The organism is Maribacter sp. HS, from assembly GCF_048059195.1.
GTDB lineage: Bacteria > Bacteroidota > Bacteroidia > Flavobacteriales > Flavobacteriaceae > Maribacter > Maribacter dokdonensis.
This window is the reverse complement of the sequence record NZ_JAYLVV010000011.1, coordinates 29,601-43,454: the sequence shown is the minus strand read 5'-3', so window position 1 is coordinate 43,454 and position 13,854 is coordinate 29,601. Positions and strand designations below refer to the sequence as shown.

At 35.6% G+C, this 13,854-nt stretch carries 16 protein-coding genes; 9 read left to right on the top strand and 7 right to left on the bottom strand.

Annotated features, from left to right (window positions below):
* Nucleotides 1–49 precede the first annotated feature (49 nt).
* Complete coding sequence (locus VBZ51_RS18495) at nucleotides 50–793, top strand: DUF6090 family protein (protein WP_058105623.1); 744 nt, start codon at nucleotides 50–52, stop codon at nucleotides 791–793.
* A gap of 309 nt (nucleotides 794–1,102) precedes the next feature.
* Here VBZ51_RS18495 and VBZ51_RS18490 read toward each other — a convergent pair whose 3' ends face one another.
* Nucleotides 1,103–2,086 (bottom strand): SDR family oxidoreductase, encoded by a 984-nt coding sequence (locus VBZ51_RS18490; RefSeq protein WP_416577906.1) that lies wholly within the window; start codon nucleotides 2,084–2,086, stop codon nucleotides 1,103–1,105.
* A gap of 43 nt (nucleotides 2,087–2,129) precedes the next feature.
* Nucleotides 2,130–2,510: a glyoxalase superfamily protein gene (locus tag VBZ51_RS18485; RefSeq protein WP_416577905.1), complete on the bottom strand. Its 381-nt coding sequence runs from the start codon at nucleotides 2,508–2,510 to the stop codon at nucleotides 2,130–2,132.
* 126 nt (nucleotides 2,511–2,636) lie between these two features.
* Between VBZ51_RS18485 and VBZ51_RS18480 the strand changes: the two genes are divergently transcribed.
* Nucleotides 2,637–4,664: a S9 family peptidase gene (locus VBZ51_RS18480; RefSeq protein WP_416577904.1), complete on the top strand. Its 2,028-nt coding sequence runs from the start codon at nucleotides 2,637–2,639 to the stop codon at nucleotides 4,662–4,664.
* 34 nt (nucleotides 4,665–4,698) lie between these two features.
* Entirely contained in the window at nucleotides 4,699–5,502 is an 804-nt protein-coding gene (locus VBZ51_RS18475) for an endonuclease/exonuclease/phosphatase family protein (protein ID WP_416577903.1), read from the top strand.
* Nucleotides 5,503–5,585: 83 nt separating this feature from the next.
* Here the strand turns inward: VBZ51_RS18475 and VBZ51_RS18470 are convergent, their stop codons facing one another.
* Together VBZ51_RS18470 and VBZ51_RS18465 are read right to left on the bottom strand one after the other, a co-directional pair.
* On the bottom strand, nucleotides 5,586–6,722 hold the full coding sequence (locus tag VBZ51_RS18470; RefSeq protein ID WP_416577902.1) for a peptidoglycan DD-metalloendopeptidase family protein: 1,137 nt from the start codon (nucleotides 6,720–6,722) through the stop codon (nucleotides 5,586–5,588).
* A 77-nt stretch (nucleotides 6,723–6,799) separates the two neighbouring features.
* On the bottom strand, nucleotides 6,800–7,633 hold the full coding sequence (locus VBZ51_RS18465) for an alpha/beta fold hydrolase (RefSeq protein ID WP_416577901.1): 834 nt from the start codon (nucleotides 7,631–7,633) through the stop codon (nucleotides 6,800–6,802).
* 130 nt (nucleotides 7,634–7,763) lie between these two features.
* Here VBZ51_RS18465 and VBZ51_RS18460 point away from each other — a divergent pair, with 130 nt between their 5' ends.
* The 5 genes from VBZ51_RS18460 to VBZ51_RS18440 all read left to right on the top strand — a co-directional run bounded on the left by VBZ51_RS18460 (nucleotide 7,764) and on the right by VBZ51_RS18440 (nucleotide 11,130).
* Nucleotides 7,764–8,375 carry an FMN-binding negative transcriptional regulator gene (locus VBZ51_RS18460; RefSeq protein ID WP_416577900.1) on the top strand — a complete coding sequence of 204 codons (612 nt, stop codon included), beginning with the start codon at nucleotides 7,764–7,766 and terminating at the stop codon, nucleotides 8,373–8,375.
* A gap of 96 nt (nucleotides 8,376–8,471) precedes the next feature.
* Nucleotides 8,472–8,969, top strand: coding sequence for a CIA30 family protein (locus VBZ51_RS18455; RefSeq protein ID WP_416577899.1), 498 nt, complete (start codon nucleotides 8,472–8,474; stop codon nucleotides 8,967–8,969).
* Nucleotides 8,970–9,071: 102 nt separating this feature from the next.
* Nucleotides 9,072–9,557, top strand: coding sequence for a DoxX family membrane protein (locus VBZ51_RS18450; protein ID WP_058105615.1), 486 nt, complete (start codon nucleotides 9,072–9,074; stop codon nucleotides 9,555–9,557).
* Between the two features lie 137 nt (nucleotides 9,558–9,694).
* A complete protein-coding gene (locus VBZ51_RS18445; protein ID WP_058105614.1) occupies nucleotides 9,695–10,114 on the top strand; it encodes a DUF2141 domain-containing protein in 420 nt (139 codons plus the stop codon).
* Nucleotides 10,115–10,194: 80 nt separating this feature from the next.
* Nucleotides 10,195–11,130 carry a LysR substrate-binding domain-containing protein gene (locus VBZ51_RS18440; protein WP_058105613.1) on the top strand — a complete coding sequence of 312 codons (936 nt, stop codon included), beginning with the start codon at nucleotides 10,195–10,197 and terminating at the stop codon, nucleotides 11,128–11,130.
* A 98-nt stretch (nucleotides 11,131–11,228) separates the two neighbouring features.
* On the opposite strand, the gene VBZ51_RS18435 is transcribed toward VBZ51_RS18440, so the two are convergent.
* Nucleotides 11,229–11,648, bottom strand: a complete 420-nt coding sequence (locus VBZ51_RS18435) for a hypothetical protein (protein WP_058105612.1) — start codon at nucleotides 11,646–11,648, stop codon at nucleotides 11,229–11,231.
* A gap of 75 nt (nucleotides 11,649–11,723) precedes the next feature.
* On the bottom strand, nucleotides 11,724–11,921 hold the full coding sequence (locus VBZ51_RS18430) for a hypothetical protein (RefSeq protein WP_058105611.1): 198 nt from the start codon (nucleotides 11,919–11,921) through the stop codon (nucleotides 11,724–11,726).
* A 145-nt stretch (nucleotides 11,922–12,066) separates the two neighbouring features.
* Here VBZ51_RS18430 and VBZ51_RS18425 point away from each other — a divergent pair, with 145 nt between their 5' ends.
* A complete protein-coding gene (locus tag VBZ51_RS18425; RefSeq protein ID WP_416577898.1) occupies nucleotides 12,067–13,335 on the top strand; it encodes a D-alanyl-D-alanine carboxypeptidase/D-alanyl-D-alanine-endopeptidase in 1,269 nt (422 codons plus the stop codon).
* Here VBZ51_RS18425 and VBZ51_RS18420 read toward each other — a convergent pair whose 3' ends face one another.
* The gene (locus VBZ51_RS18420; protein WP_416577897.1) at nucleotides 13,336–13,836 is read right to left on the bottom strand and encodes a peptide-methionine (S)-S-oxide reductase; all 501 of its coding nucleotides are present in this window, start codon (nucleotides 13,834–13,836) and stop codon (nucleotides 13,336–13,338) included.
* Nucleotides 13,837–13,854 lie beyond the last annotated feature (18 nt).

Below are 13,854 nucleotides of genomic sequence, written 5' to 3'. Positions count from 1 at the left end.
CCCTCTAAAATAAATCAATTTGACGCCAAGAAATCAGAACAATTGACCAATGATTAATTTCTTTAGAAAAATCCGCAGAAACCTGCTCGAAGAAGGCAAAGTCTCCAAGTACTTAAAATACGCCATCGGTGAAATTATTCTCGTTGTTGTTGGAATATTGATTGCATTACAGATTAATAATTGGAATGAGTATCGTAAAAGCAGAGAAGTAGAACTGAACTACCTCAAGAACATTCAAGAAGATATACTATCGGATTCTTTATATTTTGAAAGAAGTTGGTTTAAAAGAGGTGATAAAAAAATACAAGGCTTAAATAAAGCTAAAAATTATTATCTGAACGGTATTATACCAACCGATACCATCACATTTATAAATGATGTAGCTTATGGTGGTATTTATGGCATCGGCAGGCTTACCCCTAATAACAGAACTTATAATGAGTTGTCAAGTACAGGTAATATTAGCCTAATCTCAGACCAAGACATTCGTGATGAGATTGTTGCGTACTATTTAAATTTAGAATTCTTATATGAATATGGGGCCGATTCACGTAGTGATTATCCTCATTTTATGAACTCATATAAAGTATTTAACCCTAAATTTCCAGATTCAGTAAGCCCCGCCGAAATCCCCATTCTTTTAAAAATGATGCGTAAGGATAAATTTTACCAACTCACTAATTCAGAATTAACCTATGCCTATTCCATTCTAAATAGGCTTGAGTATGTCAAAAAAGATGCTGCACTCTTATATCACAGAATAGATAATTATTTAGAGCATCATGAAAAGTAAGATTCAAGCCAGTTTTAATTACTCATCACTTACCAATCTAAGGCGAGGAAATTGAATGTGCATATAATATACTTCTATCGAATCTTAAATAAAAAATTTCTAAGCAGACTCAAATAACCCACCCCTAACCCCTCCAAGGAGGGGAATAGTTCGTTGCTTAACCAAATCTTCATTTACAGATGCTCGTAACTTACTAATTTGAAAACCGAAAGAAACCTTCAAACTAAAACGTGTTTTTCCCCCTCTCGGGAGGGGATTTAGGGGTGGGTAATACGAATAGTGAATCAACCTGCTAGAGCTCTCAAAAATCTACAAACCTTTATAAGCCTTCAACACATTCTCAATCTTAGCCTCTGTCCCTTCATCTATGTTTTGATGTTCTGGATGCTCTAACAACCACTTTACGGTCCTTTTTATCCCTTCCGAGAACGGAATTGTGGCTTTAAACCCCGGTACAAAAGTTTTTATCTTGGTATTATCGAACAAGACACTTTCTGCTTTGTCCGCTAAAAGTGTACCCGTAAATGACGGCTCTACTTTACAAATAAAGTCCGACGCTATATGAACTACTTTTGCTTCCTTCCCTAAGGCATCAGCCAAAATCTTATAAATCATATTCCAGGTCAGCACCTCATCTGAAGTAATATGAAAGGCATGTCCTATTGCGGTCTGTAATCCTAATAAACCTACAAATCCCTTTGCAAAATCATCTGAATGTGTCACTGTCCAAAGTGAGGTTCCGTCTCCATGTACAATTATTTCTTTGCCATCCAATATTCGCTGTGCGGTATTGAACTTATCAAATCCACCAACGGCTATAGGTATTACCGTATCGTACGTTAAGGATGGTCTTACTATAGTAATAGGAAACCCTTCCTCACGATATGCTTTCTGTAACCTGTCCTCACATTGAATTTTACCTTGAGAATAATCCCATAGATTATTATGTAACGGAGTAGATTCCGTAATCACCGGATAGCTCAATGGCGTTTGATAACAAGATGCCGAACTTATAAAAATGTATTGCTTGGTCTTTCCTTTAAACAATTCAATATCACGCACAATATCATCAGGTGTAAACGCTATCCAGTTCACCACAACATCCCACTCATGTTTTTTTAGCTCTTCAAGTTCATCTGGTTTGTTGATATCACCAATGATGCTGTGCGCGCCATTGATATCAACTTTGGCTTTGCCCCTATTTAATAGGTACAAATCCATTCCTTTGGCAACTGCCAATCTACTACTTGGTGTACTTATATTCCCTGTTCCTCCTATAAATAATACTTTCATTTCTATATTTTAAATTCTTGATGATTCCATGAAACTGAACGGTCTAAACATCTCTATAAAATGTTAATCCGTTTTTAAATGGATCGTAAAAAGCAAACTCCCTTGTTCCCCATGCGGTTTCCCTTAGCAATGTATGTGCATTAAAAACATCTACACTTGAATACTCGTTGTACAAAGCTTCTATGTTTTGAGAGACAATGCGCAACATAGGTCTATCTATATCTACCTCCCACATTTTTTTATTGTGCCATTGCAAATGGATCTCAATATCGTCCCTTAAGATACCCGCATATTTTGGGTTTTTAGCATCATCTGCAAAGGCAATTCTAAAACCCAATCGGTTAACATAAAAATCTAATGCTTCAACCACATCCCAAACCGGAAGCACAGGGTGAATTTGATGTAAATAGCCTTTTTCTTCCATACCGTGAAAATACAAAAAGGATTAAAGGTTTGAATGTTAATACTTCCTCAAATCTTAATGTAATGCGTTCAATTTTTTTAGTAATTCGCTATCTTCAAGGCATCATTTCAAACCAAACTCAACACTATGAAAATTATTACAAAAACACTCTTTCTCCTATTATTTTCAATAACGGTAACTGCACAAGTTTCTTCAAATCTTGAGCTTACCGATATATTTAATATGGAGTATGTATCTGACCCTCAGATATCGCCAGATGGTAGTAAAATAATCTACGTTAGAAACTTCAAGGATATTATGACCGACAAGAATTTATCTAATCTTTGGATCATAAATTACGACGGTTCACAAAATAGACCTTTGACAACTGGCAACCAAAACGACTACTATCCACGCTGGTCTCATGACGGTAAAAAAATCATTTTTAAATCGAACAAAGAGGATTCCAAAATGAAATTATACCTCATGTGGATGGATACCAAAGAAATTGCTCCTTTAACGAATACTCCTAAAAGTCCCGGTGCCGTAAGCTGGTCTCATGATGATCGTTATTTAGCTTTTACCATGTTTGTGCCAGAGGCTGAAAAATCTATCGTAAAAATGCCTTCTAAGCCTGAAGGCGCCAAATGGAATACCCCACCAACATATATTGACAAATTAAACTATAGGGGTGACGGTCAAGGATATATTAAAGGCGGACATACTCAAATTTTCACCTTATCTATTGATGGCGGTACGCCAAAGCAATTAACGACTACAACATTTGACCATGGTGCTCCCGTATGGGCCAAAAATGACAAAGCGTTATACTTCTCCGCAAATTTTAATCCTGATGAGGCTTTTGAACCTGCCAATAGCGAGGTCTATAAATTAGACTTATCAACAGCAGAGGTAACTCCGCTGACTTCTAGATATGGACCGGACAATTCACCTACAGTTTCTCCAGATGGTAAGTTAATAGCTTACACCGGTAAAGATGATAAATTACAGGGGTATGAAATTACCAATCTTTATGTGATGAATACCGATGGAAGCAACCCTAGGTTAATTTCCGGTGATTTTGATAGGGATATTGCCAATGTACAGTGGTCAAATGATGGCAAAGGTCTTTATTTTCAATATGATACGGAAGGATCTACCAAAATAGGCCATATTACTTTGAATGGTAAAGTAACCACTCTTGTTGAAGGACTTGGTGGTTTGTCATTGGGAAGACCCTATAACGCGGGTGATTTTACCGTTTCTAACAACTCTAAATTTGCCTATACGTTAGGTAATACCGAACACCCTTCTGATTTAGGTGCTGCCGACAAAAAAGGTTCTAAACGATTGACTTTTGTAAACGACGATCTTTTCTCTTTTCGTGATTTAGGCAAGACCGAAGAAATTTGGTGGGAATCTTCATATGACCAGAAAAAAATACAAGGTTGGGTGGTTACACCGCCAAATTTTGACCCAAGTAAAAAATATCCGTTTATTCTTGAAATTCATGGCGGACCGTTTACTAGCTACGGCTCAGTTTACAGTGCAGAGATACAGGCTTATGCTGCAGCTGGTTATGTTGTGCTGTACAGTAACCCAAGGGGAAGTACTAGCTATGGAGCGGAATTTGGTAACTTAATTCACCACGACTACCCCAATCACGATTATGAAGATTTAATGAGCGGTGTAGATGCCGTCATTGAAAAAGGATTTATAGATACCAACAATCTATTTGTTACCGGTGGTAGTGGCGGCGGAGTACTTACTGCATGGATAGTGGGTAAAACTGACCGATTTAAGGCTGCAGTAGTTGCCAAACCAGTAATAAATTGGACAAGTTTTGTGCTTTATGCAGATGGTGCTGCTTTCTTTTCTAAATATTGGTTCGGCAAAAAACCTTGGGAAGATCCGGAAAACTATTTTAGACGCTCTCCGTTAATGTATGTTGCCAATGTTACTACGCCAACTATGCTGCTAACGGGTGAAGAAGATTATAGAACGCCTATTGCAGAATCTGAACAGTTCTATACCGCCCTTAAATTAGAAGGTGTTGAAACGGCTATGGTGCGTATTCCCGGAGCAGGACATGGCATTGCTAACAGACCTAGTAATTTAGTAGCCAAAATTGCCAGTGTACTAGCTTGGTTTGAAAAATACAAGGATGCGGAATAGTATAAAATATATAAGTTTTGTTCTGGCATTATGCATGTCGATATCAAACCTTTGTGGTCAAGAAATTAATGTACTTACCTATAATATAAAGTACGACAATGTTAATGATTCCGTAAACAATTGGAACGATCGCAAGGCTGCCATGGTTGATCTTTTACAATATTATAACCCTGGTATCATTGGCATGCAAGAAGTGCTGCATCATCAACTAACGTTTTTAGATGAACAGCTTTCCAATTATAATTATATAGGTGTTGGTCGTGATGACGGAAAAGAAAAAGGCGAATACTCCCCTATTCTGTTCAACACCAAATTATATAAACTATTAAAAAGTGAAACATTTTGGTTGTCCGATACACCAAGTAAAATATCTGTAGGATGGGATGCCGCGATGGAACGTATTTGCACCTATGGATTATTTGAAGATTTAAATACGGGAAAGCAATTTTTGGTCTTCAATACGCATTTTGACCATGTAGGTACAGTTGCTCGTGAAAACTCGGCAAAACTCATTGTATCCAAGATAAAGGAGGTTAATGGTGATCATCTTCCGGTGGTGCTTATGGGCGACTTGAATTTGAATCCCACGGAAAAACCGATTCAATTTTTACAAAATGCCCTGGCTGATGGAAAATCAATCGCTCAAAAACCTTTTTACGGGCCAACGGGAACCTTTAGTGGTTTTGACCATTCGCGTATATTAACCAATCGTATCGATTACATATTCGTAGAAAACTTTGAAGTTTTAGAGTATCTACATATTGATGATAGAATGGAAAACAATAAACATATCTCTGACCACCTACCGGTCTTTGCAAAGCTTTTAATGAACAAATAAGTACTTCTTTCATATTAGATATTACGAAGCCTCTTCTTCTTAAAATTAAGAGGCTTTGTATTTCAATATAAAAGCATTTTCAACTAAGGTTCCAATACCAGACTCTTATAAATAAATCCTTTATCTCCGCTTGAAAGTTCTATGTGTACCCAATCATTTGTATACCCTAATAATGACAAGGTATCATTCCGTTTTACTTCTCCTAACTTTATACCCGCAACCTCTGGGGCATTTCTATAATTGGCAATTACTGCCGATACTTTTATAAATTTAGGTGCGCTCAATACCCTTTTTATATCAGGTCTTTCTGTCTTCTTTACAAACGGAAGCGGATCAATAGCCCCTTGACCGGATTTATAAATTCCAAAATGTAAATGTGGTGCAGTAGTACGGGCATTTCCCGTATTTCCTACCAGACCCAAAGTATCACCTATAACTACTCTATTACCGGTTGATACCAATATACTATCTAAATGAGCATAATAAAGCGATTTACCAAAGAGTCCCGCTCTTAACCAAACCTGTTTACCACCTAATCCTTTTTCGCCAGTAGCGCTTACCATACCATCAACCGCCGCAATTACCGGTGTTCCCCTTTCTGCAAAAATATCAATACCCTCATGACTACGTGCTCCACCCCCTCTAACCGCGCCCCAAAAACTTTGAATGGCTTTATTGTCCTTTCCGAGCACGGGAAAACCAAAACTAGGCGATGTATATATTTGAAAGGAAAACATTCCTTGTGAGTTCAATTCCGGTTGAATGGTAATTTTATAAATTCCGGTTTCATCAATAGGTACTCTCGCATGATGTTCTCCCAACTTATTATGAAATTCATCCGTTAAACTACTATCTGGGTTAACCTTTATGAGATTAATAAAACTTCGTATTCCCAGTACATTGTTCTCAACCTCAACATTTAATACCTCACCTTCATTCAAGTACATATTATAACTATAAACTGTAATGCGATCTTTAAAATATTGACCTTGCTCGGCATAAGGAAGGCGTATTTGAAGACTATCGGCTTTTGCCAATTTATACGCCTGTTGCCATGTATTAAAACGCAACGAATCTAAATTTTCAAATTCTCGTGCATAAAGCTCTCTTGCCGTTGGTTGTACAATGACATCGGTAACTTTTCTTATTTGCTTACAGCTATAAATCATTACCATAAACAGTAGAAAAATACATGCTTTGATTTTTGAACTTAAACTCATTTATTCTATGTATAGCTATTATTACAAATGAAAAATCGGACCGTATTAGGGTCCGATTTTCATTTCATTTCATTCAATTACTTCTTTAAAAAAGAAATCAAAATTTCATTCAATTCGTCAGGGTGTGTTACGTTTAGCCCGTGTGGAGCACCTTCAATTACTTCAAGAGTGCTATATTTTATGCCATCATGTGCTTGTTTTGCCGAAGTTTCTATAGGTACTGTTGCATCGGAATCACCATGTACAATTAATGTAGGTACGGTAACATTTTCAAGCTCTGGTCTAAAATCTGTATGCATCCATGCCAACGCAGCCTGTATAGTAGCTCTGGGTGAAGCAAAAGAGGCTATAGTAAAATCATAGTCCAACTGCGCCTGACTGATTTTTTCTCCTTTATTTTCTTCAAAATTGTAGAAACCTTTACTGAACTCCTTTAAGAAACCCACCCTATCTTTTTGAAGAGCATCAATAATACCTTCCAAGGCATCTTCCGGTACTCCTGAAGGATTATCCGGTTTTTGTTTTACCAATGGTATAATAGAACTGATCAATGCTGCTTTTGCTATTCTACTAGGACCATAATCCGTTAAATAGCGTACAACTTCACCACCTCCCATTGAAAAACCAACAATAATGGCATCCTTTAGTTCCAGCTCTTCAATAATAGCGTTTAAGTCACTTGCCAATGAAGAATAATCATAGGCATCCCATGGAGATGAAGAAGTACCAAAACCTCTACGATCATAAGAAATACACCTAAAACCTTCTTCTACTATTTTCCAAACCTGTTGTTCCCATGATTTTCTGCTCAACGGCCAACCATGAATTAATATTACCGGTTGTCCGCTACCGTAATCCTCATAAAATATATCTACTTGTTCTTTTGCTTTTGTATTTGTTATAAAGGGCATATATGTCTATTTTAAATTCACTTCCAAGATATTCAAGATTAACGAATTTACTTAGCCTTAAAGGTGAAATAATTGGTTCAAAAAACGGATATTTATAACCAGCTTTTGAATTCAATATATTTAAGACCATATGTTTATACCAAATCACTATAAGAACACAGACGTTAAAGAAATACATGATTTCTTAAAAAATAACAGTTTTGGTATTTTAATCAATACTATTGAAGGTAAACCTTGGGGAACCCATATTCCTTTAGAACTAAGTAAAAATGAATTGGGTAATGACATTTTGGTGGGACATATTGCCAAAGCCAATTTACAAAGCAAGAACCTTAATAACGGGGAACAGGTGTTATGTATTTTTAATGGACCGCATAGCTATATTTCTTCATCTTGGTACCAGCAAGAAGAAGTACCAACATGGAACTATATTGCAGTACATGTTTATGGTACCGTAAAAATTCAGACATCCGATGAATTATTGACCTCTCTACATGCTCTAGTAGATAAATATGAGCAACAATCTGAACATCCTGTTTCACTGAACAACATGTCTAAAAAAACAATGAGACAGGTAACTGGCATCATTGGTTTTGAAATTGAAATCAATGATATACAGGCTGTAAACAAACTATCTCAAGGAAGAAGCCATGACCACCCAAAAATTATCTCTGAGTTAGAAAAACAAGGTGCATCTGAAAAAGCGGTTGCAGAAGAAATGAAAAAAAGATTGCATGAATAAGTTAGTGTTCAAGCTAACATTTAAACCTTTAGAGTTGCCATCCTTTGTGCCTATCAAGTAATTTTAACTTGAATTTGAACACCCTTAAAATATCTTATGATGCGTGAAGAAGTAACAATTTTTGATTTCAATAAAACCAGCAACCGAAAACAATGGGATTTGGTCAATGATGAAGTTATGGGTGGTATTTCCATGGGGCTTATTCAAATTGATGATGATGGTAACGGTATTTTCAGTGGTCATGTTTCATTGGAAAACAATGGCGGATTTTGCCTAATTAAGCATGATATAAATCGCATATCGGTTGAAAAATATTCATCATTCGTTATCAAATTAAAGGGTGATGGTAAAAAATATGCCTTTAGATGTAAATCTGGCGAACATCAACGCCATACTTATAGCTATAGTTTTAAAACTACCAAAGATTGGCAAACGATCCAAATACCTTTTAAAGAAATGGAAGCTGTATTTAGGGGCGATAACTTAGAACTGCCAAATTACCATGGGGATTTTCTGGCTCAAATTGCCTTTATAATAAAAAACGGAGTAGCCGAAGACTTCACCTTAAAAATTGATAGTATTAAAATAGTTTAGGCAAGCAAATAAAATAATAAATTTTGAACTAATCCCCGTTGATTTTAGTCATTTTTATTTTACTAATTTTTAGGTAAGTTTAGATAATCAACCACCAACAATATGATTTATCAACTTACATCTTTAAAGAGATTGATAGTCCCTTTTAAAGTAGATGCACTCTTACCAAACATCTTCATTTTAATTCCAAGGGTATTTACTGGCTATCTTCTCGCATTCGTATTTGCCATCAACAAATTTGGCACTCCCTGGACACCTAAATCAATGAACCTTCAATTATTTGAAGTATCAGATTGGTTTGTAGAATTAACCAAGGATTTTGGATTACCATTTTCTTTAATGCCAGAAGTTTTTGCTTGGTCTGCCGGTTTAACCGAAGCATTGGGCGGTATTTTATTGTTATTAGGTCTTAATACCAGAATTACAGCTTTTTTTATTACTACAACTATGTTCATTACCATTGCATTTAGACCGTGGGACCAATCTTGGAACATTATGCCCACTTTTATGTTTTTCTGCTTAGGTCTATTTTTTATGGGTTTTGGCTCTGGGAAATTTGGGTTAGACTACCTCATTACCAAACGCTAGATGGTCGATATTTTTATATCGGCATTGAATTACGACAATTGGGTACTACAATAAAACAATTGGGTAATCTACTTTTTCAAAAAATACAGGTTTAAAGCACCTTTGAAGTAATCAATTAATCTTTAAAACCTTTAAAAATGAAAAAGTTACTATTCTCTATTATCGTATTAGCCATGAGCTTAACCATGAATGCTCAAAATAGTGAAGGCATTACATTAACAGTAGTTATTGAAAATGTTTTAAACAGTGAAGGACATGTATTAAGCGGACTTCATAATGAAGACACCTTTATGAAAGCAGAAGGCATAAAAACAAGTAAAGACAAAGCGGAAGCTGGAGAATTAGTATTGACCTTTGAAAATATTCAACCCGGTGATTATGCATTTTCTGTATTGCACGATAAAAATGACAATAACCGAATGGATTTTGCCACTAACGGAATGCCAACGGAAGATTATGCCATGAGCGGTAATTCAATGCCAATGGGCCCACCGACATTTGCAGACTCTAAATTTACGGTTTCCACGGAAGACCTTGAATTAAGATTGCGTTTCTAACATAAAAATAGCTTACATATAGTTCTTGTAATAGGTCATGATAATGGTTTTTAGTAATTTTAAAGCTTTAAACTATACACATGACCATTACTCAATTACAATATGTTCTAGCGGTTGCAGAGCACAAGAATTTTACCTTAGCAGCAGAGAAAAGCTTTGTAACACAACCTACATTGAGTATGCAGGTACAAAAACTTGAAGATGAGCTAGATATACTATTATTTGATCGTAGCAAAAAACCGATAACCATTACTGAAGTGGGTAAAAAAATTGTTGATCAAGCAAAGAATATCGTAAATGAGGCTGCACGTATAAAAGATATTGTAGAGCAAGAAAAAGGATATATTGGCGGAGATTATGTTCTGGGAATTATCCCAACGATAATGCCTACTTTATTGCCTATGTTTCTTAAGAATTTTATTCAGAAATATCCCAAGGTAAATCTAATTATCAAAGAACAAAATACAGAAAGTCTTATTCAAAATATTGAAGATGGCCACATAGATGCTGCAATTGCAGCAACACCTTTAGAAGTAGATTTCATTACAGAAAGACCTTTATATTATGAGCCATTTGTTGGCTATGTTCCTATGGAACACCGCTTGGGCAAAAGCACTAAAATAACCCCGGATGATTTAGATATTGAAGATATACTGTTATTACAGGATGGTCATTGTTTTAGGGAAGGTGTCCTAAATTTGTGCAAAGCACCAAAAATTGGAGGAGAACACTTTAGCCTACAAAGCGGTAGTTTTGAAACACTTATTAACTTATCTAATGAAGGTTTAGGTATGACATTACTTCCCTATTTAAATACACTTGAGCTTGACAGTTCAAAGAAAAAGAATTTAAAATATTTTAAGGACCCATCACCGGCAAGGGAGGTAAGTCTAATATACCATAAAAAGGAACTTAAAGTTCAAATTACGGAAGCCTTAAGAGATGTTATTACTGGCATTGTTCGCGGTGCCATTGCATTTCAAGATGTAAAGATTATTAGTCCGCTCACTAAGTAAAGTACCTCAGGGCAAGCCCGTGAGGCACTTAAAGGAAACAAACTTATAAATTCGAGGTAAGCCTCGGGATATTATACCCTTTGGCGGTGCCAATAAATTTATTGTTTCATAAATCTGTATAAACATCCTTCTATGCATATGCCAGGGTAAGAAGGTGATAGTGTTAAGCTAGTCTTGCTACTGTTAAAATCTGCCGTAAAACCTAATGTATCTTTTTCTCCTTCGGTAATAAAATACAAATAAAGTTCTGGCGCTATTATTTCATAACTACCTGTATTCAAAGTCTCCTTATCAAAGTTGGTTCTTTCATAATTACCGAATTCATCAAAAATATACCGATAACCCTCATCAACATCTTGCCATTCGGTAGCTCCACCAGGACTTACATAAGATTCCGTCAACAGCCACTCTCCCACTAAACTAGTATCGTCTACTGGCGTATTGTCAAATTCGGTGTCATCATTTTGACATTGCATTAAAAAGAGCAAACTAATGGCAACAAATATTCTAGTAATCATCATACTTTTTTAAATAAGACTCACAAAACACCAATTGGTTGCTTAAAAAAAAGAGCCACTTTACGTGGCTCTTACTTATGCTTTTAAATAAACTAAACTTTGTTTTAACTCTGGTTTATCCGTTATGAAACTTTCTAACCAGATTTTCAATTCTTCTACCTCTTCAGGTAATAACGTCTTTAAGGCTTTCTTTAACTCCTTACAAAAAAGCAAGGTATCAAAACTAACCTTTTTAAGTACTGTTTTACTATACTCTAGCATAGACTTAGACATTTTGTTGTTAGATTAATAGGTTTTGTTGTTGCATAAAGGTAAACAGAAATACGGAATTAATATTGTATACAAAAAGTTAAAGTAATACTCTTCGTGTTAAAATTTTATGGGTATCATAAGATTTCTATTTTGTACTTTCGAATTCATGAAAAACTTGGTTTTTATTATTGTACTTATTTTTCTTGTATCCTCCTGTGGTTCAAAAAAATCTTTCATTAAGAAAAATTTAGACCAGCGTCTATCATCCACTTTCTATGAAAATCAGTTCACAGGTGTTTTAGTAATTGATGCAAATTCTAAAGACACCATATATAGCCTTAATGATCATAAGTATTTTACCCCTGCGAGCAACACTAAAATTTTCACACTTTTTACCGCTATAAAAACACTCCCGGACCAAATACCTGCATTGCAATATATTGACCGTAACGACACCTTGTATTTTGAAGGCACAGGCGACCCATCATTCCTACATCCTTATCTAAAAGATTCTACCGCATTTAAATTTCTAAAAAGTAAAAAGAATTTAGTATTCGCAACAGATAATTTCATGGATACCAAATTTGGACCAGGTTGGGCATGGGACGATTATCAGTATTATTATTCACCTGAGCGCAACGCTTTTCCACTGTATGGCAATGTGGTAATGATACACAAGGATACATCACTTTTGGTTTCGCCCACATACTTTAAGGATAGTATTTTACAAATTAGAAATACCAAAAACCGTAAGGAGACTTCGAACCTATTTTTTTACCCACCCAATTATGCTGACACTTTAGAAATACCTTTTATTATAAACACCCTCAACACAAAGGCCATTTTAGAGCAAGCATTGAACAAGCCTATTTTGAACAGGTCTAAAATGCCCATTGGAACAAAACAAACTTTACCTGGAATTCAGGCAGATTCACTCTACATTAGAATGATGCATGAAAGTGATAATTTCATTGCAGAACAATTATTGGTTCTAGCTGCCTCTACATTAAAGGATACTTTGAATAGTGGTTTAGCTAGAGAATATATCTTAGAACATGAACTAAACCAATTAGCGCAAACTCCAAGATGGGTAGACGGCTCAGGTTTATCTCGCTACAATCTGTTTACCCCACAAAATATGGTGCACGTTTTAAACGAATTATTTGTTCTTGTACCCAAAGAGCGATTATATTCCATTTTTCCTGCCGGTGGCTTATCAGGAACCCTCAAGAATAGATTTAAAGGTGTAGACCAACCGTATATTTTTGCCAAATCGGGCAGTTTGAGCAACAATTACTGCTTAAGCGGTTATTTACTGGCAAAATCTGGTAAAACGCTTATCTTCAGTTTTATGAACAACCATTATAAAAATGCTACCAGTGACGAAAGAACCCAACTTGAACTTATGCTACAAACACTTAGGGACAACTATTGATCATAAAACATCTGTTGATACATGTTTTGCATATTTCTCTTTAAGTAATTGGATTTTTGGCGTAATATGTGTTTTGCAAAATGGCTTTTCGGTATCTTTAAAATAGTAATTTTGAAATCGTTCTTCTGAGGAATTAAATGCCCCAAATGGTAATATCCCTGTAATAATCGGCTCTTTAAATTCCAATTGTAACGCTGACAATAGCTCTTTCAAAATAGCTTGTTCATTATTCATAAAATAATAAATACCAGACCTGTACTTATGGCGCATTGAATGATTCTGGGTACTTCTATGAGTATCTAAATGAATGGCAACTAAATCTTTTAGCGCAATTAAATTAGGATAATAGTACACAATTACAGCTTCTGAAAAATTTTCAGGATCTTCTTTAGGTGCTATAAAACCCTGTTCTACCTTATGTACACCTTTTAAAGCCATAAAAACGGCTTCTGTGCACCAATGGCAACCACCACCAAACCCTATTTTAAAGAGATTTTGCATACCTATTTGTCGATAAAC

What these genes read in the sequence shown, in the direction of transcription:
- VBZ51_RS18490 (WP_416577906.1), bottom strand. Translation starts at nt 2,086, where the DNA reads ATGAAAGTATTATTTATAGGAGGAACAGGGAATATAAGTACACCAAGT.
- VBZ51_RS18475 (WP_416577903.1), top strand. Translation starts at nt 4,699, where the DNA reads ATGTCGATATCAAACCTTTGTGGTCAAGAAATTAATGTACTTACCTAT.
- VBZ51_RS18485 (WP_416577905.1), bottom strand. Translation starts at nt 2,510, where the DNA reads ATGGAAGAAAAAGGCTATTTACATCAAATTCACCCTGTGCTTCCGGTT.
- VBZ51_RS18465 (WP_416577901.1), bottom strand. Translation starts at nt 7,633, where the DNA reads ATGCCCTTTATAACAAATACAAAAGCAAAAGAACAAGTAGATATATTT.
- VBZ51_RS18430 (WP_058105611.1), bottom strand. Translation starts at nt 11,921, where the DNA reads ATGTCTAAGTCTATGCTAGAGTATAGTAAAACAGTACTTAAAAAGGTT.
- VBZ51_RS18440 (WP_058105613.1), top strand. Translation starts at nt 10,195, where the DNA reads ATGACCATTACTCAATTACAATATGTTCTAGCGGTTGCAGAGCACAAG.
- VBZ51_RS18480 (WP_416577904.1), top strand. Translation starts at nt 2,637, where the DNA reads ATGAAAATTATTACAAAAACACTCTTTCTCCTATTATTTTCAATAACG.
- VBZ51_RS18460 (WP_416577900.1), top strand. Translation starts at nt 7,764, where the DNA reads ATGTTTATACCAAATCACTATAAGAACACAGACGTTAAAGAAATACAT.
- VBZ51_RS18470 (WP_416577902.1), bottom strand. Translation starts at nt 6,722, where the DNA reads ATGAGTTTAAGTTCAAAAATCAAAGCATGTATTTTTCTACTGTTTATG.
- VBZ51_RS18445 (WP_058105614.1), top strand. Translation starts at nt 9,695, where the DNA reads ATGAAAAAGTTACTATTCTCTATTATCGTATTAGCCATGAGCTTAACC.
- VBZ51_RS18425 (WP_416577898.1), top strand. Translation starts at nt 12,067, where the DNA reads ATGAAAAACTTGGTTTTTATTATTGTACTTATTTTTCTTGTATCCTCC.
- VBZ51_RS18435 (WP_058105612.1), bottom strand. Translation starts at nt 11,648, where the DNA reads ATGATTACTAGAATATTTGTTGCCATTAGTTTGCTCTTTTTAATGCAA.
- VBZ51_RS18450 (WP_058105615.1), top strand. Translation starts at nt 9,072, where the DNA reads ATGATTTATCAACTTACATCTTTAAAGAGATTGATAGTCCCTTTTAAA.
- VBZ51_RS18495 (WP_058105623.1), top strand. Translation starts at nt 50, where the DNA reads ATGATTAATTTCTTTAGAAAAATCCGCAGAAACCTGCTCGAAGAAGGC.
- VBZ51_RS18455 (WP_416577899.1), top strand. Translation starts at nt 8,472, where the DNA reads ATGATGCGTGAAGAAGTAACAATTTTTGATTTCAATAAAACCAGCAAC.
- VBZ51_RS18420 (WP_416577897.1), bottom strand. Translation starts at nt 13,836, where the DNA reads ATGCAAAATCTCTTTAAAATAGGGTTTGGTGGTGGTTGCCATTGGTGC.